The organism is Candidatus Eisenbacteria bacterium (assembly GCA_013140805.1).
Lineage (GTDB): Bacteria > Eisenbacteria > RBG-16-71-46 > RBG-16-71-46 > RBG-16-71-46 > JABFRW01.
Genome location: JABFRW010000189.1, coordinates 1 through 24,323, shown reverse-complemented (window position 1 = coordinate 24,323; position 24,323 = coordinate 1). Strand labels below are relative to the sequence as shown.

Annotated in this window: 20 protein-coding genes; 11 read left to right on the top strand and 9 right to left on the bottom strand. The window is 67.4% G+C overall.

What is annotated here, in order from left to right; translation table 11 throughout:
* Window positions 1–381 precede the first annotated feature (381 nt).
* The 8 genes from HOP12_14470 (at window position 382) to HOP12_14435 (ending at window position 11,892) form a co-directional block, all read left to right on the top strand.
* Window positions 382–1,521, top strand: a complete 1,140-nt coding sequence (locus tag HOP12_14470; protein NOT35345.1) for a DUF3798 domain-containing protein — start codon at window positions 382–384, stop codon at window positions 1,519–1,521.
* A 543-nt stretch (window positions 1,522–2,064) separates the two neighbouring features.
* Window positions 2,065–4,068, top strand: coding sequence for a hypothetical protein (locus HOP12_14465; GenBank protein ID NOT35344.1), 2,004 nt, complete (start codon window positions 2,065–2,067; stop codon window positions 4,066–4,068).
* 95 nt (window positions 4,069–4,163) lie between these two features.
* Window positions 4,164–6,608 (top strand): PQQ-binding-like beta-propeller repeat protein, encoded by a 2,445-nt coding sequence (locus tag HOP12_14460; protein NOT35343.1) that lies wholly within the window; start codon window positions 4,164–4,166, stop codon window positions 6,606–6,608.
* Window positions 6,609–7,252: 644 nt separating this feature from the next.
* Window positions 7,253–8,845 (top strand): sugar ABC transporter ATP-binding protein, encoded by a 1,593-nt coding sequence (locus HOP12_14455; GenBank protein NOT35342.1) that lies wholly within the window; start codon window positions 7,253–7,255, stop codon window positions 8,843–8,845.
* Window positions 8,838–9,875: an ABC transporter permease gene (locus tag HOP12_14450; protein ID NOT35341.1), complete on the top strand. Its 1,038-nt coding sequence runs from the start codon at window positions 8,838–8,840 to the stop codon at window positions 9,873–9,875. Before HOP12_14455 ends, HOP12_14450 begins: the two co-directional genes overlap by 8 nt.
* Before the next feature lie 62 nt (window positions 9,876–9,937).
* Complete coding sequence (locus HOP12_14445; GenBank protein ID NOT35340.1) at window positions 9,938–10,984, top strand: ABC transporter permease; 1,047 nt, start codon at window positions 9,938–9,940, stop codon at window positions 10,982–10,984.
* Window positions 10,985–11,034: 50 nt separating this feature from the next.
* Window positions 11,035–11,580 carry a hypothetical protein gene (locus tag HOP12_14440; protein NOT35339.1) on the top strand — a complete coding sequence of 182 codons (546 nt, stop codon included), beginning with the start codon at window positions 11,035–11,037 and terminating at the stop codon, window positions 11,578–11,580.
* A gap of 81 nt (window positions 11,581–11,661) precedes the next feature.
* Window positions 11,662–11,892: a DUF2132 domain-containing protein gene (locus HOP12_14435; GenBank protein NOT35338.1), complete on the top strand. Its 231-nt coding sequence runs from the start codon at window positions 11,662–11,664 to the stop codon at window positions 11,890–11,892.
* On the opposite strand, the gene HOP12_14430 is transcribed toward HOP12_14435, so the two are convergent.
* Complete coding sequence (locus HOP12_14430; GenBank protein ID NOT35337.1) at window positions 11,859–13,076, bottom strand: DEAD/DEAH box helicase; 1,218 nt, start codon at window positions 13,074–13,076, stop codon at window positions 11,859–11,861. The two genes, HOP12_14435 and HOP12_14430, sit on opposite strands and share 34 nt — an antisense overlap.
* Before the next feature lie 61 nt (window positions 13,077–13,137).
* On the opposite strand from HOP12_14430, the gene moaA reads away from it, so the two are divergent.
* From moaA to HOP12_14415, 3 genes are read left to right on the top strand one after another with little or no spacing between them, the layout of a single operon-like run.
* Window positions 13,138–14,136: a GTP 3',8-cyclase MoaA gene (gene moaA / locus HOP12_14425; GenBank protein ID NOT35336.1), complete on the top strand. Its 999-nt coding sequence runs from the start codon at window positions 13,138–13,140 to the stop codon at window positions 14,134–14,136.
* Between the two features lie 60 nt (window positions 14,137–14,196).
* On the top strand, window positions 14,197–15,567 hold the full coding sequence (locus HOP12_14420; protein ID NOT35335.1) for a cytochrome ubiquinol oxidase subunit I: 1,371 nt from the start codon (window positions 14,197–14,199) through the stop codon (window positions 15,565–15,567).
* Complete coding sequence (locus tag HOP12_14415) at window positions 15,554–16,564, top strand: cytochrome d ubiquinol oxidase subunit II (GenBank protein NOT35334.1); 1,011 nt, start codon at window positions 15,554–15,556, stop codon at window positions 16,562–16,564. The genes HOP12_14420 and HOP12_14415 overlap by 14 nt, the downstream gene beginning before the upstream one ends.
* Here HOP12_14415 and murB read toward each other — a convergent pair.
* The 8 genes from murB to HOP12_14375 all read right to left on the bottom strand — a co-directional run bounded on the left by murB (window position 16,542) and on the right by HOP12_14375 (window position 24,293).
* Complete coding sequence (gene murB, locus HOP12_14410; protein ID NOT35333.1) at window positions 16,542–17,507, bottom strand: UDP-N-acetylmuramate dehydrogenase; 966 nt, start codon at window positions 17,505–17,507, stop codon at window positions 16,542–16,544. The genes HOP12_14415 and murB overlap by 23 nt on opposite strands.
* A gap of 21 nt (window positions 17,508–17,528) precedes the next feature.
* Complete coding sequence (locus HOP12_14405) at window positions 17,529–17,912, bottom strand: hypothetical protein (protein NOT35332.1); 384 nt, start codon at window positions 17,910–17,912, stop codon at window positions 17,529–17,531.
* The gene (locus HOP12_14400) at window positions 17,909–18,532 is read right to left on the bottom strand and encodes a flavin reductase family protein (GenBank protein ID NOT35331.1); all 624 of its coding nucleotides are present in this window, start codon (window positions 18,530–18,532) and stop codon (window positions 17,909–17,911) included. Before HOP12_14400 ends, HOP12_14405 begins: the two co-directional genes overlap by 4 nt.
* Window positions 18,533–18,537: 5 nt before the next feature.
* Window positions 18,538–18,882 (bottom strand): histidine triad nucleotide-binding protein, encoded by a 345-nt coding sequence (locus tag HOP12_14395; GenBank protein NOT35330.1) that lies wholly within the window; start codon window positions 18,880–18,882, stop codon window positions 18,538–18,540.
* A gap of 96 nt (window positions 18,883–18,978) precedes the next feature.
* Window positions 18,979–20,187, bottom strand: a complete 1,209-nt coding sequence (locus HOP12_14390) for an HDOD domain-containing protein (GenBank protein NOT35329.1) — start codon at window positions 20,185–20,187, stop codon at window positions 18,979–18,981.
* A 95-nt stretch (window positions 20,188–20,282) separates the two neighbouring features.
* Entirely contained in the window at window positions 20,283–21,440 is a 1,158-nt protein-coding gene (locus tag HOP12_14385) for an aminotransferase class V-fold PLP-dependent enzyme (GenBank protein NOT35328.1), read from the bottom strand.
* Window positions 21,441–21,481: 41 nt separating this feature from the next.
* On the bottom strand, window positions 21,482–23,512 hold the full coding sequence (acs, locus tag HOP12_14380) for an acetate--CoA ligase (protein ID NOT35327.1): 2,031 nt from the start codon (window positions 23,510–23,512) through the stop codon (window positions 21,482–21,484).
* The gene (locus HOP12_14375) at window positions 23,481–24,293 is read right to left on the bottom strand and encodes a tetratricopeptide repeat protein (protein ID NOT35326.1); all 813 of its coding nucleotides are present in this window, start codon (window positions 24,291–24,293) and stop codon (window positions 23,481–23,483) included. The genes acs and HOP12_14375 overlap by 32 nt, the downstream gene beginning before the upstream one ends.
* Between the last annotated feature and the right edge of the window lie 30 nt (window positions 24,294–24,323).

Sequence of the window (24,323 nt, the reverse complement as noted above, 5' to 3'; positions counted from 1 at the left end):
CGCGTCCACCGGCCACAGAGGGACGCGCCCCGGCGCGCGAAGCCCAGCCACTGGCGGCGTCCAGCAGGCCGGCCGGGAGCGGCGGCGCCGCGGTCTCGGGTCGCGGTGGCTCGGCGTGGCGAGGAGGCGCACAGGCGCCCGAGATCAGCGTCAGCGCCGCCAGGACGGCCACCGCCAGGCGACTCGGGTTGAGTGAGTTCGGACCGCGCACGCCGCGCAGTATAGGGACTCGTCAATCCCTGCGCCGCACTCCCGACGCCCGAAAACGCTGTGCTAGACTGCCGTCCTTCGACCCAACGAGGCGCGCGGTCACCCACTCCGCGCCGATGCGTCGATGCCGATGCGGCTCCGCGTGGTGCGGAGCGCTCAAGGAGTGAACGCATGCCCCGCAAACTCACCATGGTTTTCGCCGTTGCACTCCTCGCACTCGCGGGGTGTTCGAATCAGCAGCAGGCGAAAGCGCCCACGGACTCGCAGACGGCGGCGAACGCGACCGGCTTCAAGATCGGCCTCATGACCGGCACCGTTTCTCAGAACGAGGAAGAATTCCAGGCTGGCCAGCAGCTGGCGATCAAGTATGGGGCGCGTCTCAAGCACGTCACCTACCCCGACAACTTCATGGTCGAGCAGGAGACGGTCATCGCGCAGTTGAGCGGGCTTGCGGCCGACCCCGAGGTCAAGGTGATCGTAGTGGGCCAGGCGATCCCGGGCTCGATCGCGGCCGCTCGCAAGATTCGCGAGCAGCGCCCCGACATCCTGATCGGCTTCGTGGAGGCGCATGAGGATCCGGCGCTGGTGAACGAAGCCGCCAACGTCTCCGTTCAGCCCGACCAGATGGCGCGCGGTCGCACCATCATCGCGGAAGCAGTGGCGATGGGCGCCAAGCACTTCGTGCACTACTCGTTTCCGCGCCACATGTCGCAGGAGCTGCTGGCGCGGCGCCGCGACATCATGAAGGAAGAGTCGGCGAAGCAGGGCATCGAGTTCCACTTCGTGACCGCGCCGGACCCGATGGCCGAGGGCGGCCTGCCGGCGACTCAGCAGTTCGTGCTCGAAGATCAGCCGCGAGAGATCAAGAAGCTCGGCGAGAAGACCGCGTTCTTCTCGACCAATTGCGGCATGCAGGACCCGCTCATTCGTTCGGTGCTGCAGAGCGGCGGCTACGTGCCCGAGCAGTGCTGCCCGAGTCCGACGCACGGCTACCCGACGGCGCTCGGAATCGCGGTTCCGGCCGAGAAGGCCGGCGACATCGCGTTCATCAACTCCGAGAACAAGCGGATCATCGCCGAGCACAAGATGAGCGGCCACTTCGGCACCTGGGTCGCCCCCGAGAGCATGGTCGCAATCCGTGCCGTCACGAACCTGCTGGTCGACGCGGTCGACGGCAAGGCCGACTACAAGGACATGAGCACGGTGCAGAAGTACCTGGAGACGGAAGCCGGCGCCCCGGTCAAGATCAGCAAGTACGACATGCAGAAGGGCAGCCAGTACCTGATCCTGCTCGACCACCAGGTCTACTAGGCGGAACGCGGAGTCGCCTCTTCGGCGACTCGGTCTCACACCGTAAGGAGCCGGGGCGCCACCGCCCGGGCTCCTTCGCATTCCCGGCCAGCGAGCATTCCCGAGCAGCGGCGCCGCATCCTGCGCTGCCCCAGCACATCGCGCGACTCGGAAGTCCCGATCCGCCCTGACGGTGGTCCTGTCGTTCCGGAATCCGCTCGGTCATGCCGCGAGCGAGGCGCTTCGGTACGGCCGTGGACCTGGGAGCGGTGGCACGGGGCGCAGGTTTGGCATTGAATTCGTCGCCTGACGGGTTCAACGTGATGGTCCGTGATCGAGTTTTCGAGGATCTGCCCACCGGAGCCCCGGTCGGTTGCGCTTCGTCATGCCGCAGGAGCCCAAGAGGGACCGCACCATGAAGCGACTGGCATGGTCGATCGTGCTCGCCTGCATCGCCTTTGTACCCCCCCCCCCGCGATGGCGATCCAACTTCACTGGAGCAATGGCGCGACGGACCTGAGTTTCACCGGCGCGGTCCGATGCACCGCGCTGGTTGAGGCCGACGTGGCGGCTCCATCGCTGCCGTCGGGTTGGCGGTTGCTGTGGGCCGCGGAGGATTGCTCGCTCCACTTCGTGGCGACGCTTCCTTCGGGAACTCCGTGCGATTCGCTGGTCGCCGAGGTCGCGGAACTCACCCCGCCGGGCGCACTGACCGACGTGGCCGAGAATCTCCTGACGGCGCACTTCTGCACGGGAGCATCACCGCCCCGGTCCGCGAGACTGGTGCTCGATCTGGTGGGTGCGGGGAGCGGCAGACTGAAAGTGGTGGCGCTCGATCCGGCCGATCCGGATTCCGAAGCCGTGATGCAGTCGGCGGAGATTCGGTTCAACGGGGGGACGAGCCTCCCGCTTCCGGCGGTCGTGCTGCACGTTGCGCATTCGCACGGTTCGCCGCTGCTGCGCGTGCGAGCGTCGGGCTACGGGCTCACCGCCACGTCGCAAGTGGTGGCCCATCCGACCGACGCCTCGCCGCCGATCTTTCTGGCGATCACGAGCCAGAGCGAGACCAACCTGGAAGCGGAAGCCACGCTGCCAAGCGCGCTACCGGCCTCGTCGCTTCAGATCGCGAGTTCTTCGGGGACGTTTTCGTCGTCGCCGCTGGCAGGCGACGTGGTGCTGAACTCGGCCCCGCTCGGCGCCGAGTGGGCCTACTACATCGACCCGGATCCGAACGTGTACCCGAAGGACTTCGCGTTCATCTACAACACGGTGCCGACGGCGCAGCCGAACGTGTGGCGAAGTCTCTACCACCTGATTTACATCCGGCACGAAACCAACGTGCCGCCGAGCCAAACCGATATCCACCTGAGCCATGCCTGGTCGCCAGACCTGAGCCCCGGCTCGTGGAAGACCCAGTCGATCGCGTTCTCGCCCAGCGGCGGCACGGGCTGGGATTCTCATCGGGTGTGGGCACCCAGCATCGTCGAGCTGAACGGAACGATCTACATGTACTACACCGGTCTCGACGCAGCCGAGAATCAGTCGATCGGGTACGTGACGACTTCGATCATCGACACGACGAACACGGTCTGGTCGCCGCAACGAACCCAGGTGTTCACGACGGACGATGCGGATTGGGCCGTGGACGCTCCGACGCCTCGACAATTCCGCGATCCGTTCGTAATGCAAGACCCGGCCGGGAGCGGTCAGCTGTTCATGTGGATGGTGGGGAACAACCGCCATGATCCGTCGAGGCGCTCGGTGGTCGGCGTGGCGAGGACCAATCCTGGCTCGCCGGGACCGTTCTTTGACCGCGGCTACTACCGCGCCACCGACCACCTTCATAGCGGTGGCGTCCAGATCGCCGAATCGCCGCACATCTTCCCGGATGCCGATCACGCCACACCGAGTCAGTGGGCCCAGGCCCGGTGGCGTCTCACGTACACCGATGGGCCGGCCGCTCCCGATCGGTCGATCATCTTCTCGACCCGGCTGTTGAATACGGTGGCGCTCGACGACACGACGCTCGGCGAAGGAACCACCGAGAATCCCTACCGGTGGTCATGGCCGCCGACGCGGCTCTACCCCTACCTTCACCCCGACCTGCAGCCCGATCAGACGATGTGGGGCTGGGTAGCGACCGAGTACCTGCGCGCCGGCAAGGTGGACTTCATGGCCGCATACGACGGGGTTGGGATCCCGATCACGCGGATGTTCTGGAGCGGGCCGGAGTTCCTCCTCGGGTATCCGAGTGTTGCCGGTATTGCCGACTCGCACCGCGCGACTCATGAGCGGACGCGGCTCACGGTCGCGGGCATGGTTCCGGCGCGGCAACGGGTGAGTCTCCGCGTCGAGCTGCCTTCCTCGATGCCGGCCACCCTGAGCGTGTTCGACGCGCTGGGTCGCAGGGTCGCGGATCTCGCGAACGGAACCATGGAGTCCGGGATGACGCTTCACGCCTGGGACGGGGCCGACGCGAATCGCAACGCGGTGCGCAGCGGGGTCTACTTCGCCCGACTCTCGACACCGTTCGGCGCGCGCGTCGTGCGCATTCCGTTGCTCCGATGATCGCGAGCCTCTGCAGACGACGGGCTCAACGCCACGCGGCACGCCGTGTGGCGGCGGCGCTGCTGGCGGGGCTCCTCACTTGCGGCGCGCCTTCCGTGCACGCCCAGGTCGCGGATACGAACCTGTGGACCTGCGACCAAGGTGGGTTGATCGAGTCGATGGTGCACTACGGCGACACGTTGATGGTGGGCGGTGTGCCGTGGAACCTGGGCCCTGCGAGCGGGGCCGGGGTGCCGGTGGACCCGATCGACGGCCGGCCGCGTGAACCGTACGCGAAGGTCGCCGGCATCGTGCACGTGGTGATCTCCGACGGCTGCGGAGGTTGGTACGTGGGCGGGGAGTTTGCGGGAGTCGGTGGTCTACCCCGCCGCAATCTCGCGCACGTCCGTGCGGACGGGTCGGTGGACGATTGGAATCCTGGTCCCGACGGGGAGGTGCTGGCCCTGCTCATGGCCCAGGGTCGGCTCTACGTCGGCGGCCGGTTCGGGGTGATCGCGGGAGCCGACCGGAGTCGGTTGGCGGCCTTCGACCTTGAGTCTGGCCAGCTCATGGAGTGGGCTCCGCAGGCCATCAAATGGGCGGTGCATGCGCTCGCGGCGCGCGACAGCAGTGTGTACGTGGGGGGAGATTTCGAGCAGATCGGCGGAGCGGTCCGCTACTACCTCGCTGAGATCAGTGCGAGAACGGGGCGGGCAACGGAATGGAATCCGGCCGTCGACTCTCGAGTTCACGCCCTCGCGATCCACGATCGCACGCTCTATGCGGGGGGCCAATTCTGGAACGCCGGACCTGACACACGCAAGTACCTCGCTGCGATCGATCTCGACACGGGACGCGCCACCGCGTTCGATGCGCACGTCGATCGGCAGCCCGAGTACATCTACGACGGCGGCCCACGGGTGCGAGCACTCGCGGTCGCGTGCGGGAGGTTGTACGTCGCCGGCGCGTTCGATCGGATCGGCGGACAGGCACGCGAGAGCCTCGCCGCGGTCGACCTCGAGAGCGGCGAGGCGCTCCCATGGAACCCTCGCCTCGACAGCTACAACGGCACCCATCCCTGGATGCCCTATGTCCACGCCCTGGCCGTGCAGGGCAACTCCGTCTACTTCGGAGGTGAGTTCCAAACGATCGGCGACGACACCAGCCCGGACTTCGAGGGGCACTACTCGGCGGCGGTGAGCGCTTCGACCGCGGAGCGGATCGCGACCTGGCAACCGCGAACCAATGGCCGGGTGCAGGCGATCGCGGCGGACGGGCACTCGGTGTATCTGGGTGGTGACTTCACGAGCGTGCGGGAGTGGGTCAAGCACTTGGGGCTCGCGGCACTCGATTTGCGCAGCGGCCGCGCGCTCGACTGGTCGCTGAACACCGACGGCAGCGTGAAAGCCATGGAGCGGATCGGAGATCGGATCTTCGTCGCCGGGGGATTCGGTGTAGTGGGTGGAAAGCCGCGCGCGAATCTGGCGGCGATCGATGCGCGCACCGGCGAAGTGCTCGACTGGGCGCCCAATCCCAATGGCGGGATCTGGTCGATGACGCGGCACGGGGACAACCTGCTGGTGAGTGGTGTCTTTCATCGGATCAGCGGCCAGCCGCGCAACTGCTTCGCGGAACTGGACCCGGTGACGGGGGCGGTGACGCCCTGGGACCCCAACGGCGACTACACCGCCGATGCGATGCTCGTGGATGGCGACCGTGTCTATCTCGGCGGTGGATTCGGTCACATCGGCGGAGTGCCCCGGGTCGGGCTCGCCGCGGTCGACGCCACGACCGGCGCGCTGCTGGATTGGTATCCGGGGAGTTCCGGCACCGTGCTCGAGATGGTGTTGGACGGAGATCGGCTGATAATTGGCGGGATCTTCCTTCGCGTGGCGGGGCAGCCACACCGCGGATTCGCTGTGGTGGACAAGTTCACCGGAGCCCTGGCCGACTCGGGGCTAGGCGCGGTCGTCCTCGATCGGGACAACTTCACGGGCATCTACGTGCGCGCGATGAGCGCGAGCAACGGTGTGCTGTACCTGGGCGGCGACTTCGACGTCGTCAACGGCGAGCGAAGGTTCAACCTGGCGGCGATCGACATGGCGACCGGGACCTTGCTGCCCTGGGATCCGGGGGTGAACTCGAACGTGTGGTCGATCATGGCGAGCGAACACGAGGTGTTCGTGGGTGGAGGGTTTTGGCATGTCGGCGTCGCACCGCAATCGGGTCTGGTGCGGCTGAGCCCGGCGCAGCCGCTCACTCGAAAACCCAAACCAGACCCGGAACCCATTGGTCCGCAGGCGGCGGTCGAGCTCGCGATGAACAACCCCGCCGACCGCTCGGGGATCGTACGGCTCGCGCTGGCGGCGCCGTCGGTGGTGGATCTCGACGTGTTCGACTCGCAGGGACGGCGCGTGGTGTCGGTGCTGCGCGGGCAGCAAGTCGCGGCCGGCACTCATGCGCTTCAGTTCGCCACCGCGCAGCTCGGCAGCGGATGCTATTTCCTCCGGCTGTCGGCGGCGGGGTCGGTCGTCACGCGCCGCATGGTCGTGGTTCACTGACGCGGAGCCGGGCGAGGTTGTAGGTGGCTCAGGATCCAGCCCGGTAGTTCGGGCTCGGCGCATGCCGGATCCCACGAGTTGTGATTCGCCTCGGGGTAGAGCGTCATGCGCGCGCTGTCGGGATCGAGCCCGAGGGCGACCGTAGCCGCAGATCGGAAACAGGCAGCTCCAGCGGGTCGGGTGTCGGGCGCCCAGCATCCACGCGCCGTGCCCGCCCTGCGACATGCCTCCGAGCGCCACGTGATGCTCGTCAAGCCGAAACTTGTGCCGCGCGCGTGCGAGCACGGCGAAGACCAGCGACTCGCTCTCCTCCCACTCTTCCTGCTCGATGGGTTTCTGCGGAAACACCACCACGAACGGCCAGCGCTCGGGATGCGCCTGGAGGGCGGGCCCGAGCCCTACGCGGGTCGGCTTTAGCCATCGTCGCCGCACTCGCCGGACCCATGCAGGAACACGATCGCGGGCCACTTGCGGGGCACTTCGAGACGAGAGCACGTGGGTGTCGGACCTCGATTCCATTCGGCCGGCCGCGCGCAGGATACCCGAGTCGCGGCGCGCTTGCGTGCGCGGCGCCGGGGCGGGCATTCTCCGGGGCTCATGCGAGCCTCGACTCCCTCCTGCTGTCGACCAGGCCTCCCGCCTTCATGAGCACACCGGTTCTCGAGCTGCGCGGTATCGCCAAGGAGTACTACGGCAACCGCGTGCTGAAGGGCGTTTCGCTGGTGGTGCGTCCCGGCACCATCCACGCGCTCGTCGGAGAGAACGGTGCCGGCAAGAGCACGCTGATGAACGTGCTGTTCGGCATGCCGGTGATTCGAGAGACCGGCGGCTATCAGGGCCAGGTGTTGCTCGACGGCCGCGAGGTGAGTTTTTCGCAGCCCGAAGACGCGATGGCGGCCGGCATCGGCATGGTGCATCAGGAGTTCATGCTGATCCCGGGCTTCTCGGTCGCGGAGAACATCAAGCTCAACCGCGAGCCGACGCGCGCCAATCCCGTCTCGCGACTGCTGGGGCGCAACCTGGAAACGCTCGATCGCACCCGCATCGGGCGTGACGCGCGGGCGGCTCTCGACCGCGTGGGCCTGAATGTCGAGGAGTGGGCGGTGGTGGCCGGGATGCCGGTCGGCCACCTTCAGTTCATCGAGATCGCGCGCGAGGTGGACAAGGAGAAGATCCGCCTGCTGATCTTCGACGAACCGACCGCGGTGCTGACCGAGAGCGATGCCGAGCGCCTGCTGGCGGTGATGAAGTCGCTCGCGGCCAAGGGCCTCGGGCTGCTGTTCATCACGCACCGGCTCGACGAGGTGCTGTCGATCGCCGACGACATCACGGTGTTGCGCGACGGCGAACTGGTGGGCACGCTGGATCCGAAGACCACCACCGTCGGACGCATCGCCGAACTGATGGTGGGTCGTCCGGCGGCGGTGCGGGCGCGCAGCGATCTCGGCGAGGAATCGCGGGCCGAGCCGATCCTCGAAGTCGAACACCTCGCCGTCGACATGCCGGGCGAACGCGTCGAGGACGTCTCGTTCACGCTTCGCAAGGGAGAGATCCTGGGGCTCGCCGGCCTCGCCGGCCACGGCAAGATCGGGATCGCGAACGGATTGATGGGGCTCTATCCGGCGCGCGGCACGGTGCGAAAGCAGGGCCGCTCACTCGCGCTCAACGATTCGCGCGGCGCCATCCACCAGCGGCTCGCGTTCGTGAGCGAGGATCGCCGCGGTGTCGGGATCCTGCCCGACGAGAGCATCGAGCTGAACATCGCGCTGACCGCGATCGAGGCGCAGGGGCGCTTCCTGCACAAGGGCCCGGTGCCGGCACTGCAGCTGCTCGATGGCGCGCACCTGAGACGGCACGCGCTCGAGATGATCAAGCTGCTCGACATCCGCTGCACCGGCCCGCGCCAGCACGTGCGGCGCCTGTCGGGCGGCAATCAGCAAAAGGTGTGTCTGGCCCGCGCCATGACGCTCGAACCCGACACGCTGCTGGTGTCGGAACCGACGCGCGGCATCGACATCGGCGCCAAGGAGCTGGTGCTCGGCATCCTGCGCGACCTCAATACCACCCAGGGCATCTCGCTGATCGTGACGTCGTCGGAGCTCGCCGAGCTGCGAGCGCTGTGCGACCGCATCGCGATCGTCTACCACGGTCGCATCGTGGCGACGCTTCCGAGCGATGCGAGCGATCAGGCGTTCGGGCTCGCGATGGCCGGCGAAGTGGGGCATGCGCATGCGTGACGTGCTGCGCGAACACCTGCGCGAGATCGGCTTTCCGCGCCTCATGATCGGCGCGTTCCTCGTGATCCTGTTCGGAGTCGCGGTCGTGACCCGGATGGACATCGCGTCTCTGATCACCGACTCGCTGCTGCGCGTCGGCCGCAACGGACTTCTGGTGCTGGCGCTGCTCCCCGCCATCCAGGGCGGCATCGGGCTCAACTTCGGGCTCCCGATCGGAATCATCTGCGGGCTCGTCTCGTGCGTGATCGCGCTCAACTCGGGCCTCACCGGATGGGCGGCACTCGGCATCTCGGCAGCACTCGGAGTCGCGTTCGCGATTCCCGCCGGGCTCGCCTACGGCTGGCTGCTCAACCGCACGCGCGGGCAGGAGATGATGGTCGGCACCTACCTGGGCTTCGCGGTGGTGTCGGCGATGAGCATCTTCTGGATCACGGCGCCGTTCACGAACCCCACGCTGATCTGGTCGATCGGCGGTCGCGGCCTGCGCACCACGCTCACCTTGAGCGGCGTCTACGACAAGATCCTCGACCGCCTGTGGGCGTTCGAGCTCTGGGGCGTGCGCGTGCCGACCGGCACGTTTGTCATGCTGGCGCTCGCCTGTGCGCTGGTGGCCCTGTTCTTCCGCTCGCGCGCCGGCATCTCGATCATGGCCGCACGCTCGAATCCGCGCTTCGCACTCGCCGCCGGAATTTCCGACACGCGCACGCGCGTGCAGGCCGCGGTGCTCTCGACCGTGATCGCGGCACTCGGCATCGTGGTGTTCGCTCAGTCGTACGGCTTCCTGCAGCTCTACACCGCACCGCTGCTGATGGCGTTCCCGGCGGTCGCCTGCATCCTGATCGGCGGGGCCTCGGTGCAGCGCGCCTCGCTCACGCACGTGATCGTCGGCACACTGCTGTTCCAGACCATCCTCACCGTCGCGCTGCCGGTCACGAGTCAGGTAGTGCAGGGCGACATCTCGGAAACCGCGCGACTGATCATCCAGAACGGCATGATCCTGTACGCATTGACCCGCCGGGGAGACCGCTAGTGGCCGACGCTTCGAAACCTCCGGCGCCTCCCAACCGCACTCCACCACCGCCGCGCGGCCCGATGGCGGTGTTGGCGCGCTCCGCGGTGCCCCTGCTGTTCGCGGTGCTGTGCCTGTTCGGCATCCTGGCCGCGCACATCACGCCCGAGTACCTCGCGAGAGAGATGCTGGTGCGCTTCAGCCGCAATTCACTGCTCGTGCTGTCGCTGCTCATTCCGATCCTCGCCGGACTGGGTCTCAACTTCGGGATCGTGGTCGGCGCCATGGCCGGGCAGATCGGCGCGATCCTCGTCACGCACTGGAAGATCGGCGGCATCGGCGGCTTCGCACTGGCGTGCGCGGTCGCGACTCCGATCGCGATCGTGTTCGGCATCGGAACCGGCTGGCTGTTCAATCGCGCCAAGGGCCGCGAGATGGTGACCGGCCTGATCGCGGGGTTCTTCGCGAACGGTTTCTATCAGCTCGTATTCCTGTTCGCGATCGGAGCGCTGATCCCGTTCAGCGACCCCGGCATGGTGCTGCCGCAGGGATTCGGACTTCGCAACACGGTGGACCTGATCGGGATCCAGTACGCGGTCGACGACCTGATCAAGGTGCAGATGCATCTCGGCGGATCCCCCATCCGCGTGCCGGTCGCATCGTTCCTGTTCATCGGGGTGTTCTGCCTCTTCAACCTGTTCTTCCTGCGCACGAAACTGGGCCAGCAACTTCGCGCCATGGGCCAGGACGCGCACGTCGCGGGCATCGCAGGCATCGCGGTCGAGCGCAACCGCGTGATCGCCACCGTGCTCTCGACCATTTTCGCTGCATGGGGGCAGCTGTTCTTCCTGCAGAATCTGGGAACGCTCAACACCTACAGCTCGCACGAGCAGGTCGGCATGTTCTCGATCGCCGCACTTCTGGTGTCTGGCGCGACCGTAACGCGCGCAAGCGTGGGTCAGGCGCTGATCGGCACGATCCTGTTCCACACCCTGTTCGTGGTGTCGCCGCTCGCCGGCAAGGCGCTGCTCGGCGACGCACAGATCGGCGAGTATTTCCGAGTGTTCGTGGCGTATGCGGTCATCACCGTGGCGCTGGTGCTGCACGCCTGGCAGAAGCGACGGGGCTAGCGGTCAACGCCGTTCAGCGCCTCGCCGAGCAGGCCGATAACACCGACGTCATGCACCTCGAACGAATCCTCCCGCCCGTCTGCCTGTGCCTCGCCGTGCTCACCGCACCGGTCCACGGCTCCGAGGTGCGCCTCGGCATGACGCGGGCGGAGTTCGGGCAGGTGCTCGTGGCAAACGGTTCACGGCTGATCTCCGACGTCAGCAACGTGGTCGCGGTGCGAGGTTCGGTGCCCGAGGTCGAGTTCGAGCGCTACAAGTTCGTGCGCTCGCCGCTCGACAGTCAGATGGTGCTGTGGCAGGCCTCGACCGTCTACCGGTTCCCGGCTTCCCCCGCGATGTTCGACTCGGTCGCAGCGAGCCTCGAAGCGCAACACGGCGTGCCGACTTCTTCGCGCGGCGAGTTCGATCGCCTCGGCAAGCCGTTCGGGCTCCACGAACGCGTGTGGCAGGATGCCGTGACCACGGCGCAGCTCGCGACGCGGTGGGAAGCGGAGCCGCAGCTCGCGACCGATCGCATGATGCTCAGCCGCACCGAGCTGCGCCTGGCGTTGCTGGCGCGTGCGAGCCTCGCCAGGCGGGACCGCAAGCGGCGCTGAGGCGATGGACGAGCGTGCGCGCAGTTCGCTGACTTGCCGCACGTTGCTCTGTCGTTCGAGTTTCAGCGAGAATCCGCGGCAATGATCGAACGTCAGCCCAAGAACCCGCTCCACGGCGTCACGCTCGAGATGATGCTGCGGCAGATGGTCGACCGTTTCGGCTGGGAAGGCCTGGCACGCGACGTCCCGATCAACTGCTTCCTCGTCGATCCGAGCCTGAACTCGGCGCTCAAGTACCTCCGCAAGGCGCCGCGGGCGCGGCAGAAGGTTGAGGAGATCTACAAACGCTTCGTCGCCGGGCGCACCGGCTGATCGATCCGAGCCGGCCGCGCACGCTCCGGTTCGGGCACGCGAGCCCCGTCGGCGTCGGCGTCGATCACCTGGCCTTCACGCAGCCGCACGTGGTGCATGACGATGCCGAGCTCGCTTTCATAGCGGCGGACCAGCCGGACCTCGTCGTCGGTCATCAGCGTCACCGCCTGTCCCTTCGCACCCGCTCGGGCGGTGCGACCCACGCGGTGCAGATAGGCTTTGCTCAGCGTCGGCACATCGAGATTGAAGATGTGAGAGACCCCCTTGATGTCGAGCCCGCGGGCCGCCACATCGGAAGCGACCAGAACGCGAACCTCGGCGCTGCGGAAGTCGTCCATCGCCTGCTTGCGGTCGCGCTTGTCACTGGAGGCATGCAGGTCCGCGACCGGAATCTTGTGATGGTCGAGTTTCGCCGTGACGTTCTCCGCCATTTCACTGCGGTGCACGAACACCATCGCGCGTTCGGGATTGAGGGCGTGCAGCAGCTTTCTCAGCACGTCGGGCTTGTCGCGAGCCTCGCAGACGATATACAGGTGCTCGATGTTCTCGTTCACCGATGCGGCACCGGCCTGCAGCATGACCAGCTCCGGCGCAAGGGTCGCGATGGCCTCCGCGCTCTCCTGCTGCTCGGTGGCCGAAGCGAAGATGAGCTGACGCCCGCGCGGCGCGGCCTGGATGATCCCGCGAATGGCGGGCAGGCTCTCGTGCAGCAGCAGACGATCCGCCTCGTCGATCACCACGCTCCGGACCCCGTCCAGCTTCAGCTTGCGCATGTTCATCAATTCGAGGATGCGGCCCGGTGAGCCGACCACCAGGTGCGGCTTCTTCTTGAGCTTGTCGATCTGGCGATCCAGCGAAGTGCCGCCGATCAGCAGCAGCGCACGAATCGGCCACCCGGCGTTCTGCGCGAGGTCGGTGCACTGACGCTGAATCTGGATCGCGAGTTCGTGGGTCGGGGCGACGATCACGACCTGCGTCGCCTGCGCCGCAGCGTCGAGATGGCAGAAGATCGGCAGCAGATAGGCCAGCGTCTTCCCGGTCCCGGTTTCGGCGTTCAGGTAGGCATCCTTGCCCGCCATCAGGACCGGCAGCGCCGCAACCTGAATGGGCGTCGGTTCGGTGATGTGCTGCCTGGCGAGGGCGGCGACCAGTTCGGGCGGCAGGCCGAGTTCAGGGAAGGTCATGGATGCAGTAGATCACGGATGCGCAGTGAATGCCTCACGTTCAGATGGTAGGCTTCTCGCGATGCCGACTCCCGCCACATTGAACGACACCCACGGCCGCACCGTCCGCGATCTGCGGATCTCGGTGACCGACCGCTGCAACCTGCGCTGCGTCTACTGCATGCCGGCCGAAGGCATGGCGTGGCTCCCCAGGGAGCAGCTCCTCACCTATGAAGAGATCACGCGCTTCACACGCGTGGCTCTCTCGCTCGGCGTCACGGGCGTTCGGCTGACCGGAGGCGAACCCACCGTGCGCGCGGATCTCCACGTGCTGGTGCGGATGCTTGGCGAGCTGCAGCCGGGGCTCGATCTGTCGCTCACCACCAACGGCCTCAAACTCGACGCCATGGCGGAGTCGCTCCGAGACGCGGGCCTCACGCGCGTCAACGTGAGCCTCGACACGCTCGATCGCCAGCGCTTCCACCAGATCGCGCGCCGCGACCGCATCGCGGATGTTTTCGCGGGACTCGAGGCAGCGAAGCGCGTCGGCTTCTCGCCGATCAAAGTCAACGCAGTGCTGATGCGCGGCTTCAATGAAGACGAGGCGGTGCCGCTCGCCGGCTGGGCACGCGACAACGGCTACGAGCTGCGCTTCATCGAGTGGATGCCGCTCGACTTCCAGCATTCGTGGGACCGTGCGAAGTTGGTCCCGGCCGCCGAGATCCTCGAGAAGCTGTCCGAAGCGTTCCCGCTCGACGCGGAGCCGAAGACCGATCCGAGCGCTCCGGCCACGCTCTATCGCTATCGTGATGGCGGCGGACGCGTGGGCGTGATCGCCTCGGTGACGCGTCCGTTCTGCGGTGCGTGCGACCGCATTCGGCTGACCGCCGACGGCCAGATCCGCACCTGCCTGTTCTCGCTCAAGGAATACGACTTCCTCAAGGCGATGCGGGGCGGCGCCAGCGACGAAGCGATCGTCGGGCTGCTGCATGCCGCGGTGCTTCGCAAGGAACCCGGCCATCTCATCAACAGCCCGTTCTTCCAGCAGCCGGAACGCGGCATGAGCTCGATCGGCGGTTAGCCGCACGCGGTCGAGCGATCTACGGCTCGGCCGCGCGCATCGCCACTTCGGAGTCCGAATCTGACCGACCTGCTCGCTGCCCGGCTGGGAATGGCCCTGTCGCTGGGCTTTCACATCCTGTTCGCTGCGGCCGGCATCGCGATGCCGTTACTCATGGTGATCAGCGAGGCGCGCTGGCTGCGCACCCGCGACCCCATCGACCTCGAGCTCACGCGCCGGTGGCTCAAGGGCACCGCGATCCTGTTCGCGGTCGGAGCGGTGTCGGGCACCGTGCTGTCGTTCGAGCTGGGACTGCTGTGGCCGCGCTTCATGCAGTGGGCCGGCCCCATCATCGGCATGCCGTTCTCGCTCGAGGGCTTCGCGTTTTTCCTCGAGGCGATCTTCCTCGGGCTCTACCTGTATGGCTGGAGTCGCATGCCCGGGTGGGCGCACTGGTGCTCGGGTGTGGTGGTCGCAGTCAGCGGCTGCCTGTCGGGAATCTTCGTGGTGGCCGCCAACGGCTGGATGAACAGCCCGACCGGCTTCCGGATGGTCGACGGCAAGCCCGTCGACATCGACCCGATCGCGGCACTGCTCAATCCCGCCGCGTTCCAACAGGCACTCCACATGACGATTGCGGCCTACCTCGCGATCTCCGCCGCGGCCGCCGGCATCCACGCGCTCATGCTGCTGAAGCGCCCCGGCGATCCGTTCCACCGGCGAGCGCTTGCGATCACGTTCGCGGTGTTCGCGGTGACGGCGGTACTCCAGCCTCTGAGCGGCGACCTCAGCGCCAAGTGGGTCGCGAAATACCAGCCGATCAAGCTCGCGGCACTCGAAGGCCAGTTCGAGACGGAACGCCGAGCCCCCTTGCGCCTGGGCGGTGTTCCGGATGAAGCGACGGCCACGACCCGGGGAGCGATCGAGCTGCCCGGCGTCTTGAGCTTCATGGCGTTCGGTGACTTCGAGGCGGAGGTCAAAGGGCTCAAGGCTTTCCCGCGCGACGAATGGCCGCCGGTCCTGATCACGCACTTCGCGTTTCAGATCATGGTGGGCTGCGGCAGCCTGCTGGCGCTGACCGCGTTGATCGGTGCGTGGCTGGTGTGGCGCAAACGCGCGGTCCCCGAGGCACGCTGGTTCCTGCGCCTGCTCGTACTGGTGGCGCCGCTCGGATTGATCGCGATCGAGGCCGGCTGGGTGGTGACCGAAGTCGGGCGCCAGCCGTGGATCGTCTACGGCGTGATGCGGACCCGCGATGCGGTGTCCCCGATGCCGGGTCTCGTCGCACCGCTGATCGCCATGATGCTCGTGTACCTGGTGCTCGCCTGCGTGGTCGTTGCGCTGCTCAGGCACCAGGTGTTCGCGAGCCCGCGCATGCTTGCGGGTGGCGTACCCGATGGTTCAAGTGACGGTGCAGGGGACAAGGCGCGAGGCGACGATGCCGGCGCCTGAGACTCAGCTCGCGCTGGTGATCCTCGCCGCGCTGGTGCTCTATGCCCTCGCCGGCGGCGCGGACTTCGGCGGCGGCGTGTGGGATCTGCTCGCCAACGGGCCGAGTGCCAGGCGGCAGCGCGAGCTGATCGCCCACGCGATCGGCCCGATCTGGGAAGCAAACCACGTGTGGCTGATCCTGGTCGTGGTGCTGCTGTTCACCGGCTATCCAATGGCATTCGCCGCGATCGCGACCGCGCTGCACCTGCCGCTGATGCTTGCGCTGATCGGCATCGTGCTGCGCGGCTCCGCGTTCACGTTCCGGAAGTACGACCGCGACACGGAAAACGTCCACCAGCGCTGGAGCCGCGTGTTCGCGATCGCGAGCGTCGTCACACCGGTAATGTTCGGCGTGTGCGTGGGCGCCATCGCTTCGGGTCGCATCCGGGTGGATCCGGCGACCGGCCACGTGAACACCGACTTCGTCTCGGCGTGGCTGGCGCCGTTCCCGTTCGCGATCGGCGGTCTCACCCTCGCCTTGTTCGCCCTGCTCGCCGCCACCTATCTGACGCTCGAGACCCGTGAGCGCGAACTGCAGCGCGCGTTTCGCGCCCGCGCGCTCGGCGCCGCGATCGCGAGCGGTGCCTTCGCATGGCTCGCGCTGGCGCTGGCTCGAACCGGCGCACCTGCACTCCACCTGGGACTGGCGGCGAGCGGTTGGGCACTCGGCTTTCACCTCGCGACCGGCGTGGCCGCGGTCGCGACGATCGCAGCGCTCGTGCTCGAACGCTACCGGGCGGCCCGGGTGCTCGCGGTGCTGCAGGTCACGCTGGTATTGATCGGCTGGGCGCTCGCTCAGGCGCCGCTGCTGGTCCCGCCCGACCTGAGCCTCGCGAATGCCGCGGCCCCACGCCACGTGATCGAGCTGCTGATGCGAACGCTCGCGATCGGAGCGGTCGTGCTGTTCCCCGCGCTCTACGTGCTGTTCCGAGTGTTCAAGCGCCACCCAGGAACATGACTTCTTCCTCGAGCGTGACGCCGAACTTCTCGCGCACTCGCGCCTTCATGAGCTCGGCCAGTTCGAGCACTTCGGCGGCGGTCGCGTGCCCGGCATTCACGATGATGTTCGCGTGCTTCGGGAACACCATCGCATCGCCGACTCTCAGGCCCCGGCAGTCGCACTCATCGAGCAGCTGACCGGCGGGAACACGCCGGGTTCCGGGCGAATGCCTCGCCCCCGGTACCTGCCAATCGGGCGGCAGGTTCTTGAAGTAAGAGCCGGCGGTCGGCTCGATGCGCCACTGCGGGTGCTTCACGCGACGGATCTCGAGTTTCTCGTCGATCTCCTTCTGGATCGCATCGCGGTCGCCGGTTGCGAATCGCAGCAGTGCGGTCAGCAGCACGTGCGGTTCGCGCTTGAGGCGTGAATCGCGATAGGCGAACTCGAACCACGGCGCCGGCCGCGTCTCGACCCGTGCGCCATCGAGCGTCGCGATCGTGCACTCGAGCGTGTAGCTCCCGATGTCCTTGCCGTAACAACCGGCGTTGCCATACAGCGCACCGCCGATCGAGCCCGGAATGCCGGCCGCGAACTCGAGCCCCGCGAACGAGCGATCGCGACACATCAGGATCAGCTCGAGGAAGTCCTTGCCCCCACCGACGAGTGCTGCCGTGCCGTCGAATTCGACCGAGTCGATCGCGTTGCGCACCACCAGGCCGCGAAAGCCGTCGTCCGAGACCAGCAGGTTGCTGCCACCACCGAGCAGAAACACCGGCGTGGCGGTCTCGTGGGCCACACGCAATGCGTCGACCAGCTGGTCGGAGGTGCGCGCCGCCACGAAGAAGTCGGCGGGGCCGCCGATCCGAAACGTGGTGTGGCGCTTGAGCGGCTCGTGGGTGAGCAGACTCGCACCGAGCACCTTGCGCAGCCGCTCCTCAATGTCGGGGACGCGATGACCCATGTTCGCAGCTTACGTCACGCGTCAAACCGAATCGATCGCCCGCTGCGCCTCGTCGCTCTTCTCGAGCCTCAACCGGAAGCGCCGCGCGTCGAGCTTCTCGAACACGATCGTGTCGCCGGCCGCCAATCCACGTTCTCGACACCAGCGCATCATGCCGGGCTGCTTCGGGGACCGCGGTCGGAACACCCACGAGCCGTACTGGATGTCGGTCTCGAAGCTCCAGTCGAGATCGGTCTCGATCGTGATCGGCCGCACTTCGTAGGGCCGCGGATCGTCTTTGGGACCACGCGGTCCGATGGCATCGCTCGGAAACAGCTCGAGGATGTCCCACAGCGGCAGGTTGCGCTCGGTGAAGGTCCACACGTCTTCCGAACGCACCGGGATGCAGCGGGTCTCGCCGTTCACTTCTCGCGCGCCTCGGTGCCGTCGGCTCCCACCACCGGTCGTGCGGCCCGCGCGACTTCGCGCAACAGCGAGTATTGCTCGCCGCCGAGGCGGCCGACCGGCTGCAACCGGTGCGCGTCGACCGCGCCCTCGTGAATGATCTCGTCGCGCACGTGTGCGCGCAGCAAGCGCCCGATCACCAGCGACGAGGCACCCAGTTCGATCACGCGTTCGAGCCGGCACTCCATCTGGACGGGGGACTCCGCGATGCGCGGAGCCTTCACCAGGTCGGAGGCAATCGCGTGAAAGCCGGCCAGCTCGATCTCGTCGACTTCGGGTGGCCAGTCGCCCGACGTCCGCACCATGCCCTGGAACATCGACTCGTCGACCAGATTGATCACGAACTCGCCGACCGTCTGGATGTTCGTCAGGGTGTCCTTCGCGTCGCCGCGACGTGGACCGATCGACACGCTGAGCAGCGGCGGCTCGTTGGTGACGATGTTGAAGTATGAAAACGGCGCGGCGTTGCGGACGCCGTTCGCGTCGATGCTCGAAACCAGCGCAATCGGGCGCGGCACCACCGCACTGGTGAGGAACTTGTACAGCGCGCGAGTCGAGAGCTGCTCGGGATCGATGATCATGGCGTTCAGCCTGGCGGCCACTGCATCGGCCGGCCACCCAGCAGATGAACGTGCAGATGATGCACGCTCTGACCGCCTTCGGCGCCGACGTTCGTGACCAGCCGCCAGCCGCGCTCGAGTTGCTCGTCGCGCGCGATTCGCGCCGCGAGTTCGAACAGCTCGCCGAGCATCGCCGCGTGGGATTCGGTCAGCTCGGCCGCGGAGGATGCGACGTGCTCGCGCGGGATCAGCAGCACGTGGGTGGGTGCCTCGGGCTGGAGATCGCGAAACGCGAGCACGTTCGCGCTCTCCGCCACACGGGTCGCGGGAATCTCGCCCGCGACGATACGGCAGAACAGGCAGCTCGACATGCGGTCCTTCCGTGCGGGGTCCAATGCTTCAGGAACCCTGTCAGTGGACCATGTCGCGCGCTCCGAGTCGAGGCGCGGTGTGCCTCGGGCCGCCGCTCAGGCTCCGCGGGCGTTGGGCTCGGACGCAGCCTCTTCGATCGCGATGTTCCACCAGGCATCGAGCTTCGCTCGATGGCCGGAGCGCTCGAGGAACTCGGAGTCCAGCGTTGCGTTCGGATCGCTTGCACCGCTGTCGGTGGCGTGCACGAAGCTGTCCGCCACATGCACCGCCGCCAACACGTCGAGCGAACCTCCTTCATGAACGCGTCCGGGAGTGTGATGGAAGGCGACCACCTCGACCAGGTCGAACGGCAATCCCCAGGTACCCAGCAGGAACGCGCCGACCTCGGCGTGCGACGGCGGACCGAGTTCGCGCTCCGCCTCGTGGAATGCGCGGCCGGTCTCGGCGGCGATGCGATCGATGCGCGAGAAGCGTGCGAGCGAGCGCTGGGCGAGGATCACCATTCCGACGTCGTGGAGCAGCCCGGCGGTGAACGCCAGCTCGGCGCGCTTGGGCTCGGTCGCCATGCGGCGTGCGAGCCGGGCGACCTGAAGCGAATGATCCTTCAGTCTCGCCAGCGAGTGGAGCGTGGGGCGGATGTGCTCGAGGTCCTTGAAGACATGGGTGACGAGCGTGATCGCGCGCAGGATTTCGACGCCGAGATAGGACACTGCGGTGCGAACCGAAAGCGTGCGCCGTGAGGCGGTGAAGAACGACGAGTTCGCCAGCTGCAGCACGCGCCCCGCCAGTCCCGCGTCGCTCTCGACGATCATCGCAAGGTCGTCGAGCGAGGTGTTCGGCTCTTCCACCGCGCGCATCAACTCGCCATAGGTCGAGGGCAGCGAGGGCAGACTCTCGAGGCCCCCGACCAGTGAGTGCACGGCCGGATCTCCGATCAGTTCCTGGAGCGAGAACACCCGGTCGAGCGCGGCGTGAAGTGTGGCCGAGTCGCAAGGCTTGCTCAGGAATTGCTGAGCGACCGGAAGCGCCCGCAAGACCGACTCACGATCCGTCACCCCGGACAGCACCAGTCGCGCAGTCGTGGCATGGCGGCGGCGCACCTCGTTGAGGAGCGTGATGCCGTCCATGTCGTTCATCCGAATGTCCGAGACCACGAGATCGAACGGCTCCAGCTCGAGTGCGGCGAGCGCGTCCTGGCCCGTGGTCAGGAACAGCATGTCCCACTGACGGCGCCGGTCGTAGAGCGCGTTGCGGAGTCCGGCCAGGACTTCTGGCTCGTCGTCGACGAACAGGATCCGCTTCATGCATCACCCCCGAATTCGAAGACGCGCAGTGGGAGGGCGCGCGCAGGCGGCCCCAATGTGAAGTGTCGGCGGGGCGGCGGGGGGAATGAGGGCGGTTAGAGGTGCTTTTCGAGCGCCACGGCGAGCCGCTCGAAGTCCGCCAATTCGTTATAAACCTGCGCAGCCAGGCGCAGGTACACGCGGCCGCGCCACCCGAACGGGCGGCTTTCAATGCGCTCCTCGTAGAGCAGCGCGTCCTTGAGCCGCGCCCCGGCCTGAGGCGTGGTGCCGAACCGCTCGGGCAGCGGGATCGTGACCATGTTGCCGAACAGCGACTCGTCACCCGGCAACGGCACGTTCCAGCGGTCGCACATCATCCGGGTCGCGCTCCACACCAGCGCATGGTTGTACCGGCACATGGCCTCGAAGCCGAGATCCCGGATGAACTCGATGCCGGCCGGCGAGGCCAGCCACGGCGAGGGATCGCGGGTGCCGACCAGGTCGAACTCGGCGTCCAGGCCCTTGCCGAGGCCCCACGAGATCGTGGTCGGGTGCAGCGAGGCGCGCCGCTCGGGTGCCGCCCACAGGATCGCGCTGCTGCGCGGCGACATCGCCCACTTGTGGAGGTTGCCGACGTACCAGTCCACACCGAACGCATCGAGGTCGAGCGGAATCATTCCCGGGGCGTGGGCGCCGTCCACCAGCACCGCCGCGCCGACCGCATGCGCGCGCGAGGCGATCGCCCGGATCGGGAAGATCGCAGCACTCTCGGCCGAGACGTGATCGACCACCACCAGTCGAGTGTGTTCGTTGAAAGCCCCGGAGATCGTGTCGGCGATGTCGTCCGCTTCCCAGCGCGGCTCCGGAAGCGTCGCGGTGCGGACCACGGCGCCGGTGCGGCTCGCGACGTAGGCGGCGGTCAGATTGACCGCACCGTAGCCATGATCGGTCACCACGATCTCGTCGCCGGCGTCGAAGTCGAACGAACGCAGCACCGCGTTCACGCCGGTCGTGGCGTTGTCGACGAACATCAGCTCATCGCCCGGCACCCCCACGAACTCCGCCACCTGCGCGGCCGCCACTCGCATGCGCGCCGGTGCTCGCATCGGCCCCATGCGCAGATCCGCCAGCTCGCGCAGCAGGAACCGCGCAGGGTGGCGCTCGATCTCGTCGCGGATCGCCTGCTGCACCGCGAGCACGCGCTTCGGCGTCACGCCGACGGTGCCGTGGTTCAGGTACAACGCGTCGGGCTCGAGCGGCCACAGCTCGCGCATCGCATGGCCGAAGGTGTAAGTTCGATTCGACTCGACGGTGCTCACGTCCGGGCGCTCCTCTCCTGATGCTCGGTGACCAGTCGCTCGACCACTTCGGGATCCGCGAGCGTCGTCACGTCGCCGAGCCCGGTGTACTCGCCGCCGGCGATCTTGCGCAGGATGCGGCGCATGATCTTTCCGCTGCGCGTCTTCGGCAGTCCGGTCGTGATGTGCACCACGTCGGGCTGCGCGAATCCACCGATCGCGTGGCGCACCTGTTCCTTGAGCGCTCCCTCCAGTTCGGCGGCGCCGCGCGCTGCGTACTCGGCGGTCAGCAGTACGTAGGCGTAAATGCCCTGGCCCTTGATGTCGTGCGGGTAGCCGACCACCGCGGCCTCGGCGACCGCGGCATGCGCGACCAGCGCGCTCTCGACTTCGGCGGTTCCGAGACGATGCCCGGCCACGTTCAGCACGTCGTCGATGCGGCCGGTGATCCAGTAGTAGCCGTCTTCGTCACGGCGGCAGCCATCGCCGGTGAAGTAGTAGCCCTTGTACTGACTGAAGTAGGTGTCCGCGAAGCGCTGATGGTCGCCCCACAGCGTGCGCGCCTGCCCCGGCCACGGAGTCGCCAGACACAGAGCACCCGACACGCCGTTGCCTTCGAGCACGCGACCGCTCTCGGGATCGAGCACCAGCGGCTTCACGCCGAAGAATGGAAGCGTGGCGGAGCCGGGCTTGGTCGGCGTCACGCCCGGAAGCGGCGTGATGAGAATGCCGCCGGTCTCGGTCTGCCACCAGGTGTCGACGACCGCGCAGCGGCCCTCGCCCACCACGTCGTGGTACCAGCGCCAGATCTCGGGATTGATCGGCTCGCCGACCGAACCGAGCACCCGCAGCGACTTGCGGCTCGAGCGCTTCACGAACGCGTCGCCCGCCTGAGCGATCGCGCGCAGCGCGGTCGGCGCGGTGTAGAAGATGTTGATTCCGAGATCGTCCACCAGCTGCCAGTACCGTCCGGCATCGGGGTAGGTCGGCGTCGACTCGAACATCACGGTGGTCGCCCCGTTCGCCAGCGGGCCGTAGACGATGTAGCTGTGCCCCGTCACCCATCCGACATCGGCGGCGCAGCAGTAGATGTCGCCCGGGCGATAGTCGAACACCAGGCGGTGCGTGAGCGCCGCATAGACGAGATAGCCTCCGGTCGTGTGAAGGACGCCCTTCGGTTTCCCGGTGCTGCCCGAGGTGTAGAGGATGAACAACGGGTCTTCGGAACCCATCCACTCGACCGTACAGGTCGAACGCTGCTTCTTCATCTCTTCGTCGAGCCACTTGTCGCGGCCCAACATCATCGGCGAGTCGAGTTCGGTGCGGCGCGCCACCAGCACGGTCTCGACCAGCCCGACGCCTTCGATCGCCTTGTCCGCGATCGCCTTCAAGGGGATCTTCCGGCCGCCGCGCAGGCCCTCGTTCGCAGTGATCAGCAACTTGCAGCCGGCGTCGAGGATTCGATCGCGCAGCGATTCGGCGCTGAAACCTCCGAACACCACCGAGTGCACGGCACCGATGCGCGCGCACGCCAGCATCGCGTAGGCCGTCTCGGGAATCATCGGCATGTAGATGCACACCCGGTCGCCCTTGCCGATTCCATGGGCGAGCAGCACGTTGGCGAGCCGGCAGACCTCGTGCTTGAGTTCGCGGTAGGTGATGCGCCGGTACACGCCGGGTTCGTCGCCGGCCCACAGGATCGCGGTGCGCTCACCGTCGACTGCGGCGTGACGATCGACGCAGTTGTGACACGCGTTCAACCGACCGCCCAGGTACCAGCCGAAGTCGACCGCCGCAAAGTCGGCGTCCAGAACCTGGTGCCACGGATGGAACCAGTCGAGCGTGCCGGCCTGCTCGGCCCAGAACTCCGCGGGGTGTTCGATCGAGCGCGCGTACCACTGGTCGTACTCTTCACGCGACTTGAGATGCGCGCGGGCCCGGATGTCGGCCTTGACGTCGTAAACGTCCTGCGCCACGAAAGCCTCCTCGACGATTGGGGTCGAACGTCGTGAGAGTCTAACGCGGCGTGGCGGCTTCCCGCACGGCATCCTGCGCCTCGCGCACCGACGATTCGTCGGCGCCCAGGCGTTCCACGGTCGCGAGACTCGCTCGCGCGGCCGCCAGGTCACCGAGCGCCGCCTCGCTGCGGGTCTTGAGAACCCACGCTGCGACGAAGTCGGGGCGCAGTCGCACGGCGGCGTTCGCCGCGCTCAGCGCGCTGTCCGGACGCGCGCGCTCGAACCACGCCAGCGCCGCGTTCTTGAGCAGCGACGGCTCGCCCGGAAAACGCTGCTGGGCGGTGCGCAGGGTCGCCAGCGCTTCGTCGGTCCGCCCGGCCCGGATGAGCGCGAAGGCGAGATTGTTCGGGTACTCGACGCGCGCCGAATCGCCGAGGGTGGCCGCACTCAGGTGCGCGACCGCACTCGGCCACGCGTCGGCCTGCAGGTCGATCTCGCCGAGCCCGTAGTGTGCGGCAGCGATCAGCTCACGGCGCTTCGGCTGCTCGCGGAGCACTTCTCCGTAGAGGCCCGCGGCGGCATCGTCGTCGCCCTCGCGATGCAGCACCGTGGCCAGATTGAGCTTCGCTTCCGCGAATCGGGGTGATCGCGCGAGCGCCGACTGGAAGTGCCGGCGCGCCACCTGCAGCCGCCCCGAGTTCAACGAATCGTGGCCCTGGTTGTTGAGCGCGATCGCTTCGCGGCTCGGCTGGCTGCGCATCGACGACATCCAGACCGCCGCGACCACGACCGCACTCAGGATCACGAGCCCCACGGTCCACTCGCGAAGCCGGATGCGGGCGCGGCGCGGTGGCGCGATCGTCGCCGGCATGCGGCTCGGCGCGGCGAGCGGCCCGGGCGC